The following is a 14412-nucleotide window of genomic DNA, read 5'->3' on the forward strand; positions in this document are numbered from 1 at the left end:
CGAGTCCGTTATCAAGGAGACGACCTAAGCTGGCTGCATGACCAATCCCCAGGACCCACCGGAAACCGAATCACCGTCAACCGGCAAGCCCCACGAGGCCCTGACCGTTTTCTATGAAAGGCTCAGGCACTCCACGGATACGGCCGAGCTGCACGAATTCGCCCGCAGTCCCCTGCCCGACAAGTCCGATCAGGCCGCCTTCTCCCGCTTTACGGCACTGCTGGAGGCCGTGGCCGGCAACGAGCACACGCCGGTGGAGGACAGGATCTACCTGGCGAAGACCATGCCCTTCCCCAATATCCTGGTCAAGCTCTCCCAGGATTCCAGCACGGAGGTCCGTCGGGCGGTGGCCGCCAACAAGGACGACAAAAACTGGCTGGCCGGTCTGCTCACCAAGGACGAGGATGCCGGAGTCAGGGCTGCTGCGCTGACCAACCCCATGACATCCTGGAAGATGCGTCTGGAGGGCGCCCAGGACGAGCGCACCGACGCTGACACCCTGGACTTCCTGGGGGCTCTGGGCACTCGCGATGAGCAGGATGCCCCCCATGTGCTGGCTGCCATGGTGCGCCGGGCCGTGGCCCTGAATCCCAACACCGGGCAGGCCACCCTTGACGCCCTGCGCAAGGACCCGGACGGGCAGGTGGCACGGGCAGCAGCCTCCCGCTGAGACCGGGGCCGACGCGAATTTTGACGAACGGCACTCAGGCGTTACAATAATGGATTGTTGTGTTTCCCTAAGGGGTCCTCAAAGCGCTTTTCCCACTCGCCGTCTAGGACTTTAAGGGAGCCCACGGAATACACGGCTTTCGGCCGGCATGGCAGCATGCGGCGCGGAGAGCCCGAAACACAATGCAAGGAAAAGGTTGAATCGTGAAGACTTTCACCCCGAAACCAGCCGATCTGACACATGACTGGTATATCGTCGACGCCTCCGGTGTGGTGCTGGGACGTCTGGCATCCCAGGTGGCCGATCTGCTGCGCGGCAAGAACAAGCCCACCTATGCGCCCTATGCCGACTCCGGCAACAACGTCATCGTCATCAACGCGTCCAAGATGGTGCTGACGGGCAACAAGAGCGACAAGGTGCTCTACACCCACTCCGGCCGTCCAGGCGGTCTGCGCCGCGACTCCTACGGGCAGTTGATGGAGCACAACCCCGAGCGCATCATCATGACGGCGGTCAAGGGCATGCTGCCCAAGAACAAGCTGGCCAAGGTCCAGCTGACCAGGCTGCGCGTCTTCGCAGGCGAGGAGCATCCTCACACCTCGCAGCAGCCCATTGAGTACAAGATCCATCAGGTCGCCCAGCAGGCCAAGTAGGACCAGAGGAGATAATCACCATGGCTGACAACAACAACAGCTCCGCGGTTCTTGAGGCCGAGGAGACCAGCGCTTCCTACACTTCCGAGACCAACGCCGGTGCAGGCACCGGCACCTCCGCAATCGAGCCGGGCTATGGCACCGGCCGCCGCAAGGAGGCAGTCGCCCGTGTCCGTCTGATCCCGGGCTCCGGCAAGTGGAGCATCAACGGGCACACCCTGGAGGAGTACTTCCCCAGCAAGCTGCACCAGCGCGAGGTCAACTCGCCCATCGTGCTGCTGAAGCTCGAGAACAAGTTCGACGTGGTTGTGCGCGTCGAGGGCGGTGGCGTGACCGGCCAGGCCGGCGCAGTCCGTCTGGGCGTTGCACGCGCCCTGAACGCCATCGATCGGGACGCCAACCGTCCTGCCCTGAAGAAGGCCGGGTTCCTGACCCGTGACGCCCGCGTGGTGGAGCGCAAGAAGGCCGGTCTGCACAAGGCCCGTCGCGCTCCGCAGTTCTCCAAGCGCTGACGTTCGCAGCTTCTTCCATCCCCAAGGTCCTCACGGACCTTGGGGATTTTTCATGCCCGGATTCATGACTGGACGGCCCAGTCTGAAGCGAACGCCAAAACGCACGTTGCGGTGCGGAAAATGACCAGGAAAGCCACGAATTCCCACACGACACGCGTCAAGCGAACGTTCGCTCATCCTGGGGCTCAATGGTGCCCCCTCTGGTCTATATTGTGACTTTCGTCACGTTATGACGGATGTCTTTCGTGGACCGGTACGGTCTGGGACCGTCTGAGACTTTCTGCCGGCCCTCATCGGCATCCGCGGAACATGAGGAGGGCCAATATCTTGGCTGGAACGCAGAAGCAGAAGCATGAGCATCAAGTGAAGGAGCCGGGAGCTGGCAGGGAAGGCGCTCGGGCCGACAGCAGTGAGCAGGCACGCAGGGAGGTGGATGACCTGGTCGTCCGTGCGCAGTCGGCTTTACGTGCCTTTGAGGAGCTCGACCAGGAACAGGTGGATCGGATCGTGGCCAAGGCCTCGATCGCGGCCCTGAACAAGCACTTGCCCCTGGCGCAGATGGCCGTGGAGGAGACCGGGCGCGGCCTGGTGGAGGACAAGGCCACCAAGAACATCTTTGCCTGCGAGCATGTGACCAATTACCTGGCCAGGCAGCGCACCGTGGGCATCATCAGCGAGAACGATGTGGACGGCATCATCGAGGTGGCCGAGCCGGTGGGAGTTGTAGCCGGCGTGACCCCGGTGACCAACCCCACCTCGACAGCCATCTTCAAGTCGCTGCTGGCCCTGAAGACCCGCTGCCCCATCGTCTTCGGATTCCACCCCTACGCACAGCGCTGCTCGGTGGAGGCGGCCCGGATCGTCCGCGACGCAGCCATCGAGGCGGGCGCTCCGCGCGATTGCATCCAGTGGATCGAGCACCCCTCGGTCGAAGCCACCGGGGCCCTCATGCAGCACCCCGGGGTAGCCACCATTCTGGCCACCGGGGGCACCGGCATGGTCAAGGCCGCCTATTCCTCGGGCAAGCCGGCATTGGGCGTAGGTGCCGGCAATGCCCCGGCATATGTGGACCGCAGGGTCAACGTGCCCCGGGCCGTCAACGACCTGATCCTGTCCAAGCATTTTGACTACGGCATGATCTGCGCTACAGAACAGGCCATCATCGCCCATCAGGATGTGTATGGCCGGGTGATCGAGGAGATGAAGAGGCGCAAGGCTTACTTCGTCAACCCCGAGGAGAAGGTCAAGCTGGAGGAGTACATGTTCGGCGTGCGGGCCCATGCCGGTGCCGATGCGCCCGCTCCCAGGCTCAACTCCGAGGTTCCGGGCAAGTCCCCCCAGTTCATCGCCCGCCGGGCCGGCTTCAAGATACCCGAGGATGTGACCATTCTGGCCGCCCAATGCGACCAGGTCGGCCCCATGGAACCCCTGACCCTGGAGAAACTGGCACCGGTTCAGGCCGTGCTCAAGGCCAGTAACAAGGAGGAGGGCTTCACCCTCTGCCAGCAGATGCTGCGTTATGGTGCCGGACATACGGCGGCCATCCACACCGACGATGAGAGGCTGGTGCGTGAGTATGGACAGCGCATGCATGCCTGCCGGATCGTCTGGAACCAGCCCAGCTCCCTGGGCGGCATCGGCGACATCTACAATGCCATCGCCCCTTCCCTGACCCTGGGTTGCGGCTCCTACGGCGGCAACTCGGTCTCGGGCAACGTCCAGGCGGTCAATCTGATCAATATCAAGCGGATCGCGCGGAGGAACAACAACATGCAGTGGTTCAAGGTGCCCCCCAAGACCTACTTCGAGCCCAACTCCGTCCGCTACCTGCGCGACATGTTCGGCATCCGCCGGGCCGTCATCGTCTGCGACAAGGTCATGGAGCAGCTGGGGATCGTCGACAAGATCATCGATCAGCTGCGGGCCAGGTCCCAGCCGGTCACCTTCCGCATCATCGACTACGTAGAGCCGGAGCCCAGCGTCGAGACGGTGGAGCGTGGCGCGGCCATGATGCGCGATGAGTTCGGTCCCGACACCATCATCGCCGTGGGAGGCGGCAGCCCCATGGATGCGGCCAAGATCATGTGGCTGCTCTATGAGCATCCGGAGATCTCCTTCGCCGATGTTCGGGAGAAGTTCTTCGACATCCGCAAGCGGGCCTTCAAGATTCCGCCCCTGGGCACCAAGGCCAGGCTAGTCTGCATTCCCACCTCTTCGGGCACGGGTTCGGAGGTCACCCCATTCGCGGTCATCACCGACCATAAGACCGGATACAAGTACCCCATCACCGACTACGCCCTGACCCCCAGCGTGGCCATCGTGGATCCGGTACTGGCCCGCACCCAGCCCAAGAGGCTGGCCTGTGACTCGGGCTTCGATGCCCTGACCCACTGCATGGAGGCCTTCGTTTCGGTCTATGCCAATGACTACACGGACGCCATGGCCCTGCACGCCGCCAAGCTGATCTGGGACAACCTGGAGTCTGCCGTGGGCACCGCCGGCGGCGAGGCCAAGGTGCGGGCCCAGGAGAAGATGCACAATGCGGCGACCATGGCTGGCATGGCCTTCGGCTCGGCCTTCCTGGGCATGTGCCACGGCATGGCGCATACCATCGGAGCCCTCTGCCATGTGGCCCATGGGCGGGCCAACTCCATCCTCCTGCCCTATGTGATCCGCTACAACGGGCGGATCCCGGACGAGCCGACCAGCTGGCCCAAGTACAGCGAGTATGTGGCCCCGGAGCGCTACAGACAGATGGCCCACGTGCTGGGCATCGAATCCGCTACTCCCGAGGAGGGTGTGGAGCTCTTGGCACGTGCCGTGGAATCCTACAGGGACGAGCGCCTGGGCATGGATGCCTCCTTCCAGGCAGCCGGAGTGGACGAGGACCTCTACTGGCAGTCCTTGGATCAAATCGGCATGCGGGCCTATGAGGACCAGTGCACGCCGGCAAACCCCCGCATTCCGCTGATTGAGGACATGAAGGACATAGCTGTGGCCGCCTACTATGGGCTCAGCCAGGAGGAGGGCCACCGGATGAGGGTTGCCCGCCAGGGCGAGGATGTGGTCCAGGAGGCCTCCCAGCGGGCCTGACAGGACCGGAATTGAGCCGAGGGTTCCCCTGGGAGCGGCGCGACACGCCCGGATTCTTCTAGGGGAACCCTCGTGCTTTAATAAGAAAGTTGCCTGTTTTGGGCTCGCATTTTGTCAATCACAATAGCGGGTGCAGCGAGGAGTCCCATCCCCACGGGATTTTCCACGGCTGCGCATGGATCCGGCTGAGGCCTGTCGGGAGGAATGTCTCCTGTGGCCGTCGTTCCGTGCCCTCGAAACAGACTGGGTAATCAGTTCATAGATCGCTAGAAAGGGCGGACGGCAATGGCGGGACAGAAAATCCGCATCAGGCTAAAGTCCTATGACCATGAGGTCATCGACCAATCGGCGAAGAAGATCGTCGAGACGGTGACGAACGCGGGCGCAACTGTGGTTGGCCCCGTTCCGCTGCCGACTGAGAAGAACGTGTATGTCGTCATCCGTTCTCCTCATAAGTACAAGGACTCCCGCGAGCACTTCGAGATGCGCACCCACAAGCGCCTGATCGACATCGTGGATCCCACGCCCAAGGCCGTGGATTCGCTGATGCACATCGATCTGCCGGCGGACGTCAACATTGAGATCAAGCTGTAGGGGAGGAGGAAACCGCATGGCTGAAGAGCAGAGGAACCGCAAGGCTCTCCTGGGCCGCAAGCTGGGCATGTCCCAGGTCTGGGATGAGAACGGCTTCTTCGTCCCGGTGACCCTGGTGGACGTGTCCACCAACGTGGTGACCGCGGTCAAGAACCAGGAGAAGGACGGCTACCAGGCCATCCAGATCGGCTACGGGCAGATCGACCCCACCAAGGTGACCAAGCCGCTGGCTGGCCACTTCGCCAAGGCCGGAGTGACCCCGCGTCGTCACCTGGTCGAGGTCCGCACCGCCGATGCTGACAGCTATCAGCCCGGCCAGGAGCTGGGCCTGGACCTGCTGCCCGAGGGCAGCGAGGTCGACGTGACCGGCACCACCAAGGGCAAGGGCTTTGCCGGCACCATCAAGCGTTGGGGCTTCAAGTCCTACCGCCGCACCCACGGCTCGCACAAGAACGAGCGCCGTCCCGGTTCAGTGGGCGCATGCGCAACGCCCAGCCGCATCCTCAAGGGCAAGCGGATGGCCGGCCGCATGGGTCACGACACCTCGACCGTCCAGAATCTGACCATCGTCTCCGCAGATGCCGAGAAGGGCGTCATCGCCATCAAGGGTGCCCTGCCCGGGCCCCGCGGCGCCATCGTCCTGGTTCGTTCGGCAGTGAAGGGAGCCTGAAACCATGGCTAAGTTGACTCTGAACATCACCGACGCCCAGGGCAAGAACACCGGGACCGTGGAAGCACCCGAGCAGATCTTCGGCATTGCCGAGGAGGATGTCCGCTCGCACGTGCCGCTGATCCACCAGGTTGTCGTCGCCCAGCTGGCTGCAGCCCGCCAGGGCACACACTCGGTCAAGACCCGGTCCACCGTCTCCGGCGGCGGCCGCAAGCCTTGGAAGCAGAAGGGCACCGGACGTGCTCGTCAGGGCTCCATCCGCGCTCCCCAGTGGACCGGTGGCGCCATTGTCCACGGCCCGCAGCCACGCGATTACTCCCAGCGCACCCCCAAGAAGATGAAGGCCGCAGCCCTGCGCTACGTCCTGTCCGACAGGGTCAACGCCGGACGCGTGCACGTGGTCGACTTCGGCATTGGCGAGACCCCGTCCACCAAGGCCGCCAAGGCAGCCCTGCTGCCCCTGGTCGACAACAGATTCACCACTGTCGTGCTGTCCCGTGAGAACATCAACGAGTGGCTCTCCGTGAGGAACCTGCCCACCGTTCATGTCCTCTTCGCCGATCAGCTCAACACCTACGATGTGGTCACGGCCGAGGATGTCGTCTTCAGCAAGGATGGCTTCGATGCCTTCCTGGCTGTCAAGGGCGGCGCCAAGTCCGAGACCGTCAAGGAGGCCTGATTTTCATGGCAGCTATTCACAAGCCAGCACACGACATCATTCTGCGTCCGGTCGTCTCCGAGAAGAGCTATGCCAACTCGGACCGCGGCCAGTACACATTCGTGGTGGACCCTGATGCCAACAAGGTCGCCATCAAGCAGGCCATTGAGCAGATCTTCAATGTGAAGGTCACATCGGTCAACACCCTGAATCGGCAGGGCAAGCGGACCCGGACCCGTACGGGCTGGGGTCGTCGCGCCGCCGAGAAGCGCGCCATTGTCAAGGTGGCCGAGGGCCAGTCGATTGATGTCTTCGGTACCAACAACTGAAGGCTAGCCGAGAAAAGTTAAGGAAGAACTAGATTATGGCTATCCGTACATACAAGCCGACGACCGCGGGCCGTCGCAACGCCTCGGTTTCGGACTTCGCCGAAATCACGCGCTCCAAGCCCGAGAAGTCGCTGGTTCGCAAGCTGAGCAAGACCGGCGGACGCAACTCCTATGGCCGCGTCACCAGCCGGCACCGCGGCGGCGGACACAAGCGCCAGTACCGCCTCATCGACTTCCGTCGCTGGGACAAGGACGGTGTGCCCGCCAAGGTGGCTGAGATCGAATACGATCCCAACCGCTCGGCCCGCATCGCCCTTCTGCACTTTGCAGACGGCGAGAAGCGCTACATCATCGCCCCGCAGGGCATCAAGCAGGGTGACGTCATCGAGACCGGTCCCCAGGCCGACATCAAGCCCGGCAACAACCTGCCTCTGCGCAACATCCCCACCGGCACCATCGTCCACGCCATTGAGCTGCGGCCCCTGGGCGGCGCCAAGATCGCCCGCTCGGCCGGTGCTGCCGTCCAGTTGGTGGCCAAGGACGGGGCCTACGCCCAGCTGCGTATGCCCTCCGGTGAAATCCGCAATGTCGATTCCCGTTGCCGCGCAACGGTGGGCGAGGTCGGCAACAATGACCACGCCAACGTCCAGCTCGGCAAGGCGGGACGTGCACGCTGGATGGGACGCAGGCCCATCACCCGTGGTGAATCCATGAACCCGGTCGACCACCCGCATGGCGGACGCACCCGTGGCGGCAAGCCGCCAGTGTCTCCCTGGGGCAAGGGCGAGGTCCGCACCCGCAGGCCCAAGAAGGCCTCCAACAAGATGATCGTGCGTCGTCGTCCAAATGGTAAGAACCGCAAGTAAGGGAGTGTCGGAAAGATGACTCGTAGCATCAAGAAGGGCCCATTCGTCGACGCCCACTTGCAGAAGAAAGTCGACGAGCAGAACGAGAAGGGCACCAAGAACGTCATCAAGACCTGGTCCCGTCGTTCCATGATCACCCCGGACTTCATCGGGCACACTTTCGCTGTGCACGATGGCCGCAAGCATGTCCCGGTCTTCGTCACCGAGGCCATGGTCGGCCACAAGCTCGGCGAATTCGCCCCCACACGGACCTTCAGGGGTCACGTGAAGGACGACAAGAAAGCACGCCGCTGAGGCGAGGGAGAGTAGAGACACATGGAAGCTAAGGCAATTGCACGTCACGTTCGCGTGACGCCTCGCAAGGCTCGCCGCGTCGTCGACCTCATCCGAGGCAAGCAGGCGACCGAGGCCGTGACCATTCTGAAGTTCGCCCCCCAGGACGCGGCCGTTCCGGTCCGCAAGTGCCTGGAGAGCGCCATCGCCAACGCTCGTGTCAAGGCGGACAAGGCCAACCAGCCCTTCCGCGAGAACGAGCTGATGGTCCGGGAGACCTACGTGGACGAGGGAACCACCCTGAAGCGGTTCCGTGCCCGCGCCCAGGGTCGTGCGGCCCGCATCAACAAGCGGACCAGCCACATCACCGTCGTGGTGGCCGACAAGGAAGGAGCCCGATAATGGGGCAGAAGATCAACCCGTTTGGGTACCGACTCGGCATCACCGAGGAGCACCGCAGCAAGTGGTACTCCGACTCCAACAAGGCGGGGGAGCGTTACAGTGACTTCGTCCTTGAGGACGACAAGATCCGCAAGGAGATGAACAAGGATCTGGAGCGCGCAGGCGTCTCCAAGATCGTCATCGAGCGGACCCGTGACCGTGTGCGCGTCGACATCCACACCGCCCGGCCGGGCATCGTCATCGGCCGTCGCGGAGCCGAGGCCGAGCGTGTGCGCGCCAAGCTGGAGAAGATTACCGGCAAGCAGGTCCAGCTGAACATCTTCGAGGTCAAGAACGCCTCCATCGATGCCCAGCTGGTCGCTCAGGGCATCGCCGAGCAGCTGACCAACCGCGTCACCTTCCGCCGAGCCATGCGCAAGGCTCAGCAGGATGCCATGCGGGCCGGTGCCAAGGGCATCAGGATCAAGCTGTCCGGTCGTCTGGGTGGAGCCGAGATGAGCCGCTCGGAGTTCTACCGTGAGGGCCGTGTGCCCCTGCAGACTCTGCGCGCCCTGATCGACTACGGCTTCTTCGAGGCCAGGACCACCTACGGCCGCATTGGCGTCAAGGTCTGGATCTACAAGGGCGACATGACCGAGCGTCAGTTCGAGGAGCAGCAGGCTCAGCAGAACAACCGGCCCGGTCGGCGCGGCGATCGTCGTCCCCGTCGTGGCGTCCGTCCCTCCGAGGGACGCACCCGCCGCGAGCAGGATGCAGACAAGCAGAACAGCGGTGTGGCCGCGCCGCCGGCGGCGGCTCAGGAGCAGACCGCTTCGGCCCCCGTCGCAACCGAAGCAAAGGAGTGAGCCGTGCTTATCCCAAAGAGGACTAAATACCGCAAGCAGCATCGTCCGGGTCGTTCGGGCATGTCCAAGGGCGGCAACGAGATCGCTTTCGGCGATTACGGCATCCAGGCCCTGGCTCCGGCCTACCTGACCAACCGGCAGATCGAGGCGGCCCGTATCGCCATGACCCGGTACATCAAGCGTGGCGGCCGCGTCTGGATCACGGTCTTCCCGGATCGCCCGCTGACCAAGCATGCCCTGGGATCCCGAATGGGTTCCGGCAAGGGTGCACCCGAGTTTTGGGTGGCCAACGTCCGTCCCGGCCGGGTGCTCTTCGAGATCGGCGGCGTGAGCGAGGATGTGGCCCGTGAGGCCCTTCGCCGCGCTACTGACAAGCTTCCCATGAAGTGCCGGATTATTGCACGTGAAGGCGGTGACATCTGATGTCAGTCGGAACAGCCGAGTATTCCATCAAGAATCTGAATGAAAAGACCAATGCGGAGATCGAGGATTTCCTGAAGAAGTCCAAGGAAGAGCTGTTCAACCTGCGCTTCCAGTCGGCCACCGGTCAGCTGGAGAACACCTCCCGCCTCAAGGCCGTCAAGCACGACATCGCCAGGATGTACACCGTCCTGCGTGAGCGCGAGCTGGGCATCAGCCAGGAGCCCGCCGAAGCAAAGGCCGAGAGCAAAGCTGAGGAGAAGTAAGCATGGCTGACAAGCAGGAGCGCAACTTCCGCAAGGTTCGCAGCGGCTACGTCGTGTCCGACAAGATGGACAAGACCATCACCGTTGAGCTGGAGCAGCGTTCGACCCACCCCCTGTACGGCAAGGTCGTCCGCAGCAACCGCAAGGTCAAGGCCCATGATGAGAAGAACGAGGCCCATGTGGGCGACTTCGTGAGTATCATGGAGACCCGTCCTCTGAGCAAGACCAAGCGCTGGCGTCTCGACTCCATCGTCGAGCGCGCCAAGTAACAAGTTCGGCCAGGCTCCGCATTTCATCCCGCCCTTGCGCGGGGTGTCTGCGGAGAACCAGCGCGGCTAAGGAGAATCAATGATTCAGCAGGAATCGCGGCTTCAGGTCGCCGACAACACGGGTGCCAAGGAGATCCTGGCCATCCGCGTGCTCGGCGGGTCGAAGCGACGCTATGCCGGCATTGGCGATGTGATCGTCGCCACCGTCAAGGATGCCATTCCCGGCGGGTCGGTCAAGAAGGGCGAGGTCGTTAAGGCGGTCGTCGTCCGTACGGTCAAGGAGCATCGTCGTCATGACGGCTCCTACATCAAGTTCGACGAGAACGCGGCGGTCATCCTCGGCACAGGTCGTGAGCCCCGCGGCACTCGTATCTTCGGACCGGTCGGTCGTGAGCTGCGCGACAAGCGCTTCATGAAGATCGTGTCCCTGGCACCGGAGGTGATCTGAAGTGGTAGCCAAGATCAAGACAGGCGACCAGGTCAAGGTCATCCGCGGCAAGGATCGCGGCAAGGAGGGCAAGGTTCTGCGGATTCTGCCCAATGACCGCCTGATCGTCGAGGGTATCCAGATTGTCAAGAAGCATGTGCGGGCCACCCAGCAGGGTCAGGAGTCGGGCATCGTCCCGACCGAGGCGCCCATCCATCGCTCCAACGTGATGGTCATCGACCCAGAGACCAAGAAGCCGACCCGCATCGGCGTGAACATCAAGGAGGAGGCGCGTGACGGCAAGGTCAAGGTCGTGCGCACCCGCTTCGCCAAGAAGTCAGGCAAGGAGCTGTCATGAGCGATACCACCGTTGAAGCACCGGCAGTCCCTCGTTTGCTGCAGCAGTACCGTGAGAGCATCGTGCCCGAGCTGGAGAAGGAGTTCAAGTTCTCCAACCCCATGCAGGTGCCCAGGATCGAGAAGGTTGTGGTCTCCATGGGCGTGGGGGCAGCGGCACGTGACTCCAAGCTGATCGAGGGCGCGGTCAAGGACCTGACGGCCATCACCGGCCAGAAGCCCAAGATCACCAAGGCCAAGAAGTCCGTGGCGCAGTTCCACCTGCGTGAGGGACAGGCCATCGGAGCTTTCGCCACCCTGCGCGGCGTGCGTATGTGGGAGTTCCTGGATCGACTGCTCACCCTGGCTCTGCCCCGTATCCGCGACTTCCGCGGAATCAGCGACCGTCAGTTCGACGGCCAGGGCAACTACAACTTCGGTCTCACGGAGCAGTCCATGTTCCACGAGATCGATCCCGATCAGATCGATCACCAGCGTGGTATGGATATCACCGTGGTGACCTCCACCAAGAACGATCAGGAGGCCCGGGCGCTGCTCAAGCAGCTGGGCTTCCCCTTCAAGGAGAACTGATATGGCAAAAACCGCTCTGAGAAACAAGGCGGCACGCAAGCCGAAGTTCAAGGTGCGTGGATACACGCGCTGCCAGGTCTGCGGTCGTCCCCATTCCGTCTATCGCAAGTTCGGCCTGTGCCGCATCTGCCTTCGTGAGAAGGCCCATCGCGGCGAGCTGCCGGGTGTGACGAAGTCCAGTTGGTAAAGATCGACGCTGAAGGTCCGCGGTCGCGGCAGTTTGCTGCCCGGCGGCGGAAACCACGGCGAGGAAGGGCATAAGCCCACATGACAATGACAGATCCCATCGCAGACATGCTGACACGTCTGCGTAATGCGAGTGCGGCCAAGCATGAAACAGTCGATATGCCGTACTCCAAGTTCAAGGCGAACATCGCGCAGATCCTCAAGCGCGAAGGTTTCATCGCCGATTACCGCGCCAAGGAAGCGCGCGTCGGGCAGGATCTGGAGATCACGCTCAAGTACGGTCCCGATGGACGCCAGTCCATCCAGGGAATCAAGCGCGTCTCCAAGCCCGGTCTGCGCCGGTACGCCAAGTCGGATTCCCTGCCCATGCCCCTGGGCGGGCTGGGAATCGCCATCATCTCGACCAGCTCGGGACTGATGACCCAGAAGGAATGCCTCGACAGGGGCATCGGCGGCGAAATCGTCGCCTACGTATGGTGAGAAAGGAGAGCTGAACATGGCATCGCATATTGGTAAGCTCCCCATCGCCGTTCCGGCAGGTGTGGAGGTGGCCTTCAATGGCCAGGAATTCACCGCCAAGGGCCCCAAGGGCTCGGACGGATACACGCTGCCTGAGGGCATCACCGGCAAGGTCGAGGGCAATGAGATCATCATGACCCCCGCCGACGAGGACCGCACCACCAAGGCCAAGCATGGGCTCAGCCGCTCAATCGTGGCTTCCATGGTCGAAGGCGTCTCCAAGGGCTACAGCAAGCACCTGCAGATCGTCGGCACCGGCTACCGCGTGGTCGCCAAGGGCAAGTCCCTGGAGTTCTCGCTGGGCTACTCGCACACCATCACTGTCGACCCCCCGGAGGGCATCACCTTCGAGACGCCGAACGCCAACGAAGTGGTCGTCTCCGGCATCGACAAGCAGGCTGTAGGCCAGGCCGCGGCCAACATCCGCGCCCTGCGTGCGCCCGAACCTTACAAGGGCAAGGGCATCAAGTACGCCGACGAGCACATCCTGCGCAAGGCTGGAAAGGCTGGTAAGTGATATGACGGTCTCGATACTAGGCAAAGGCAAGAAGATCGCCCGTCTGCGCCGCCATGCCCGTCTGCGCAAGCGCGTCTCCGGCACGGCAGAGCGTCCCCGTCTGGTGGTCACACGGACCAACCGCAACATGATCGCCCAGATTGTCGACGACACCAGGGGCGTCACCCTGGTCAGCGAGTCGACCATGGCTTCGGACTACGGCTCCTTCAAGGGCACCAAGACCGAGGCTGCCCGCAAGGTGGGCGAGCAGATCGCGGCCAAGGCCAAGAAGGCCGGCATCACCACCGTGGTCTTCGACCGTGGTGGCAACAAGTACCACGGAAGGGTCGCAGCGGTTGCGGAAGGCGCCCGTGAGGGAGGTTTGGCACTGTGAGCGACAACGAAACGACAAAGGAAACAACCCAGGTGACTGAAGATTCCACAAACGCTCAGTCCAGCCAGGGTGGCAGAAGGGACCGGAACGACCGGAACGATGATCGCCGCGGCGGTCGTCGGGGCGGTTCCCGTGACGGCCGTAGGGATGGCCGTCGTGGTCGTCGTGACCGCGACGAGCGTGACGACATGCTCGACAGGGTCGTGACCATCAACCGAGTCTCCAAGGTCCACAAGGGAGGCCGTACCTTCAGCTTCGCGGCTCTGGTGGTTGTGGGCGATGGCAAGGGCACCGTGGGCGTCGGCTACGGCAAGTCCCGTGAGGTCCCCGCAGCCATCTCCAAGGGCCAGCTGGATGCCAAGAAGCATATGTTCACCGTCCCCCGCATCCGCGGCACCGTCACCCACCCGGTGATCGGCCACGACGCGGCCGGCACGGTTCTCCTGAGGCCTGCAGCCCCCGGCACCGGCGTTATTGCCGGTGGTCCGGTCCGCGCCGTCCTGGAGTGCGCCGGCATCACCGACATCCTGAGCAAGTCCATGGGATCGGCCACCGCCGTCAACATGGTACGGGCCACTGTAGCTGCCCTGAAGCAGCTGGAGGAGCCCGAGGAGATCGCGGCACGCCGTGGTCTGCCTCTGGAGGAGGTCGCCCCCGACTCCCTCCTGCGCGCACGTGCCGCCGGAATCGCCGACGAGCGCAAGGAGCGCGAAGAGGCCAAGGCCAAGGCTGACGAGCAGTCGAAGGCAGGTGAGTGATGACCAAGCAGATCAAGATCACCCTGGTCAAGGGCGTGGCTCATGCCACCGACCGCCAGAAGGAGAACGTCAGGTCTCTGGGCCTTCACAAGATCGGCCAGTCAGTCCTGCGTGAGGACACCCCCGTCTACCGGGGGATGGCCGACAAGGTCCGCCACCTGGTGAACGTAGAGGAGGCAGACTGA

General features: G+C 63.1%; 24 protein-coding genes. All 24 read left to right on the forward strand.

The window, feature by feature from the left end; all coding sequences use genetic code 11:
* Positions 1-37: 37 nt before the first annotated feature.
* The 24 genes from H3U89_RS05255 to rpmD all read left to right on the forward strand — a co-directional run bounded on the left by H3U89_RS05255 (position 38) and on the right by rpmD (position 14412).
* Positions 38-670 carry an AbrB family transcriptional regulator gene (locus H3U89_RS05255; protein ID WP_198180443.1) on the forward strand — a complete coding sequence of 211 codons (633 nt, stop codon included), beginning with the start codon at positions 38-40 and terminating at the stop codon, positions 668-670.
* A 203-nt stretch (positions 671-873) separates the two neighbouring features.
* Positions 874-1323: a 50S ribosomal protein L13 gene (gene rplM / locus H3U89_RS05260; protein ID WP_198180442.1), complete on the forward strand. Its 450-nt coding sequence runs from the start codon at positions 874-876 to the stop codon at positions 1321-1323.
* 20 nt (positions 1324-1343) lie between these two features.
* Positions 1344-1835, forward strand: coding sequence for a 30S ribosomal protein S9 (gene rpsI / locus H3U89_RS05265; RefSeq protein ID WP_015022361.1), 492 nt, complete (start codon positions 1344-1346; stop codon positions 1833-1835).
* A gap of 327 nt (positions 1836-2162) precedes the next feature.
* Complete coding sequence (adhE, locus tag H3U89_RS05270; RefSeq protein WP_232345550.1) at positions 2163-4928, forward strand: bifunctional acetaldehyde-CoA/alcohol dehydrogenase; 2766 nt, start codon at positions 2163-2165, stop codon at positions 4926-4928.
* 285 nt (positions 4929-5213) lie between these two features.
* The gene (gene rpsJ, locus H3U89_RS05275) at positions 5214-5522 is read left to right on the forward strand and encodes a 30S ribosomal protein S10 (RefSeq protein WP_006295278.1); all 309 of its coding nucleotides are present in this window, start codon (positions 5214-5216) and stop codon (positions 5520-5522) included.
* Positions 5523-5538: 16 nt separating this feature from the next.
* Positions 5539-6192, forward strand: coding sequence for a 50S ribosomal protein L3 (rplC, locus tag H3U89_RS05280; RefSeq protein ID WP_015022359.1), 654 nt, complete (start codon positions 5539-5541; stop codon positions 6190-6192).
* A 4-nt stretch (positions 6193-6196) separates the two neighbouring features.
* On the forward strand, positions 6197-6871 hold the full coding sequence (gene rplD / locus H3U89_RS05285) for a 50S ribosomal protein L4 (RefSeq protein ID WP_198177317.1): 675 nt from the start codon (positions 6197-6199) through the stop codon (positions 6869-6871).
* 5 nt (positions 6872-6876) lie between these two features.
* Positions 6877-7179: a 50S ribosomal protein L23 gene (rplW, locus tag H3U89_RS05290; protein WP_015022357.1), complete on the forward strand. Its 303-nt coding sequence runs from the start codon at positions 6877-6879 to the stop codon at positions 7177-7179.
* Positions 7180-7214: 35 nt separating this feature from the next.
* Positions 7215-8045 carry a 50S ribosomal protein L2 gene (gene rplB / locus H3U89_RS05295; protein WP_015022356.1) on the forward strand — a complete coding sequence of 277 codons (831 nt, stop codon included), beginning with the start codon at positions 7215-7217 and terminating at the stop codon, positions 8043-8045.
* 15 nt (positions 8046-8060) lie between these two features.
* Positions 8061-8339 carry a 30S ribosomal protein S19 gene (gene rpsS / locus H3U89_RS05300; RefSeq protein WP_015022355.1) on the forward strand — a complete coding sequence of 93 codons (279 nt, stop codon included), beginning with the start codon at positions 8061-8063 and terminating at the stop codon, positions 8337-8339.
* Positions 8340-8360: 21 nt separating this feature from the next.
* Positions 8361-8720, forward strand: coding sequence for a 50S ribosomal protein L22 (gene rplV, locus H3U89_RS05305; protein WP_024626790.1), 360 nt, complete (start codon positions 8361-8363; stop codon positions 8718-8720).
* Positions 8720-9565, forward strand: a complete 846-nt coding sequence (rpsC, locus tag H3U89_RS05310; RefSeq protein WP_198180438.1) for a 30S ribosomal protein S3 — start codon at positions 8720-8722, stop codon at positions 9563-9565. Before rplV ends, rpsC begins: the two co-directional genes overlap by 1 nt.
* A 3-nt stretch (positions 9566-9568) precedes the next feature.
* Positions 9569-9988 carry a 50S ribosomal protein L16 gene (gene rplP, locus H3U89_RS05315; protein ID WP_015022352.1) on the forward strand — a complete coding sequence of 140 codons (420 nt, stop codon included), beginning with the start codon at positions 9569-9571 and terminating at the stop codon, positions 9986-9988.
* Positions 9988-10251: a 50S ribosomal protein L29 gene (gene rpmC / locus H3U89_RS05320; RefSeq protein WP_015022351.1), complete on the forward strand. Its 264-nt coding sequence runs from the start codon at positions 9988-9990 to the stop codon at positions 10249-10251. Before rplP ends, rpmC begins: the two co-directional genes overlap by 1 nt.
* 2 nt (positions 10252-10253) lie before the next feature.
* Entirely contained in the window at positions 10254-10520 is a 267-nt protein-coding gene (gene rpsQ / locus H3U89_RS05325) for a 30S ribosomal protein S17 (RefSeq protein ID WP_015022350.1), read from the forward strand.
* Between the two features lie 79 nt (positions 10521-10599).
* Positions 10600-10968, forward strand: coding sequence for a 50S ribosomal protein L14 (gene rplN, locus H3U89_RS05330; RefSeq protein ID WP_015022349.1), 369 nt, complete (start codon positions 10600-10602; stop codon positions 10966-10968).
* 1 nt (position 10969) lies between these two features.
* Positions 10970-11305 (forward strand): 50S ribosomal protein L24, encoded by a 336-nt coding sequence (rplX, locus tag H3U89_RS05335; protein WP_015022348.1) that lies wholly within the window; start codon positions 10970-10972, stop codon positions 11303-11305.
* Entirely contained in the window at positions 11302-11874 is a 573-nt protein-coding gene (rplE, locus tag H3U89_RS05340) for a 50S ribosomal protein L5 (protein WP_024626788.1), read from the forward strand. Before rplX ends, rplE begins: the two co-directional genes overlap by 4 nt.
* Position 11875: 1 nt before the next feature.
* On the forward strand, positions 11876-12061 hold the full coding sequence (locus H3U89_RS05345; protein WP_015022346.1) for a type Z 30S ribosomal protein S14: 186 nt from the start codon (positions 11876-11878) through the stop codon (positions 12059-12061).
* Positions 12062-12141: 80 nt separating this feature from the next.
* Positions 12142-12540, forward strand: coding sequence for a 30S ribosomal protein S8 (gene rpsH, locus H3U89_RS05350; protein ID WP_024626787.1), 399 nt, complete (start codon positions 12142-12144; stop codon positions 12538-12540).
* A 16-nt stretch (positions 12541-12556) separates the two neighbouring features.
* Positions 12557-13096, forward strand: a complete 540-nt coding sequence (rplF, locus tag H3U89_RS05355) for a 50S ribosomal protein L6 (protein WP_198180436.1) — start codon at positions 12557-12559, stop codon at positions 13094-13096.
* 1 nt (position 13097) lies between these two features.
* Positions 13098-13469: a 50S ribosomal protein L18 gene (rplR, locus tag H3U89_RS05360; protein ID WP_029678064.1), complete on the forward strand. Its 372-nt coding sequence runs from the start codon at positions 13098-13100 to the stop codon at positions 13467-13469.
* Complete coding sequence (gene rpsE, locus H3U89_RS05365) at positions 13466-14227, forward strand: 30S ribosomal protein S5 (protein WP_024626785.1); 762 nt, start codon at positions 13466-13468, stop codon at positions 14225-14227. The genes rplR and rpsE overlap by 4 nt, the downstream gene beginning before the upstream one ends.
* Entirely contained in the window at positions 14227-14412 is a 186-nt protein-coding gene (rpmD, locus tag H3U89_RS05370) for a 50S ribosomal protein L30 (RefSeq protein WP_015022341.1), read from the forward strand. Before rpsE ends, rpmD begins: the two co-directional genes overlap by 1 nt.

The organism is Bifidobacterium sp. W8104 (assembly GCF_016100735.1).
Lineage (GTDB): Bacteria > Actinomycetota > Actinomycetes > Actinomycetales > Bifidobacteriaceae > Bombiscardovia > Bombiscardovia choladohabitans.

Bases quoted from the DNA above. Each gene is read 5' to 3' on its own strand.
- H3U89_RS05345 (WP_015022346.1), top strand. From the start codon at position 11,876: ATGGCAAAAACCGCTCTGAGAAACAAGGCGGCACGCAAGCCGAAGTTC.
- rpsI (WP_015022361.1), top strand. From the start codon at position 1,344: ATGGCTGACAACAACAACAGCTCCGCGGTTCTTGAGGCCGAGGAGACC.
- H3U89_RS05255 (WP_198180443.1), top strand. From the start codon at position 38: ATGACCAATCCCCAGGACCCACCGGAAACCGAATCACCGTCAACCGGC.
- rplB (WP_015022356.1), top strand. From the start codon at position 7,215: ATGGCTATCCGTACATACAAGCCGACGACCGCGGGCCGTCGCAACGCC.
- rpsH (WP_024626787.1), top strand. From the start codon at position 12,142: ATGACAATGACAGATCCCATCGCAGACATGCTGACACGTCTGCGTAAT.
- rpsQ (WP_015022350.1), top strand. From the start codon at position 10,254: ATGGCTGACAAGCAGGAGCGCAACTTCCGCAAGGTTCGCAGCGGCTAC.
- rplV (WP_024626790.1), top strand. From the start codon at position 8,361: ATGGAAGCTAAGGCAATTGCACGTCACGTTCGCGTGACGCCTCGCAAG.
- rplR (WP_029678064.1), top strand. From the start codon at position 13,098: ATGACGGTCTCGATACTAGGCAAAGGCAAGAAGATCGCCCGTCTGCGC.
- rplE (WP_024626788.1), top strand. From the start codon at position 11,302: ATGAGCGATACCACCGTTGAAGCACCGGCAGTCCCTCGTTTGCTGCAG.
- rplW (WP_015022357.1), top strand. From the start codon at position 6,877: ATGGCAGCTATTCACAAGCCAGCACACGACATCATTCTGCGTCCGGTC.
- rplC (WP_015022359.1), top strand. From the start codon at position 5,539: ATGGCTGAAGAGCAGAGGAACCGCAAGGCTCTCCTGGGCCGCAAGCTG.
- rpmC (WP_015022351.1), top strand. From the start codon at position 9,988: ATGTCAGTCGGAACAGCCGAGTATTCCATCAAGAATCTGAATGAAAAG.
- rpsS (WP_015022355.1), top strand. From the start codon at position 8,061: ATGACTCGTAGCATCAAGAAGGGCCCATTCGTCGACGCCCACTTGCAG.
- rpsC (WP_198180438.1), top strand. From the start codon at position 8,720: ATGGGGCAGAAGATCAACCCGTTTGGGTACCGACTCGGCATCACCGAG.
- rplD (WP_198177317.1), top strand. From the start codon at position 6,197: ATGGCTAAGTTGACTCTGAACATCACCGACGCCCAGGGCAAGAACACC.
- rpsJ (WP_006295278.1), top strand. From the start codon at position 5,214: ATGGCGGGACAGAAAATCCGCATCAGGCTAAAGTCCTATGACCATGAG.
- rplN (WP_015022349.1), top strand. From the start codon at position 10,600: ATGATTCAGCAGGAATCGCGGCTTCAGGTCGCCGACAACACGGGTGCC.
- rplF (WP_198180436.1), top strand. From the start codon at position 12,557: ATGGCATCGCATATTGGTAAGCTCCCCATCGCCGTTCCGGCAGGTGTG.
- rpmD (WP_015022341.1), top strand. From the start codon at position 14,227: ATGACCAAGCAGATCAAGATCACCCTGGTCAAGGGCGTGGCTCATGCC.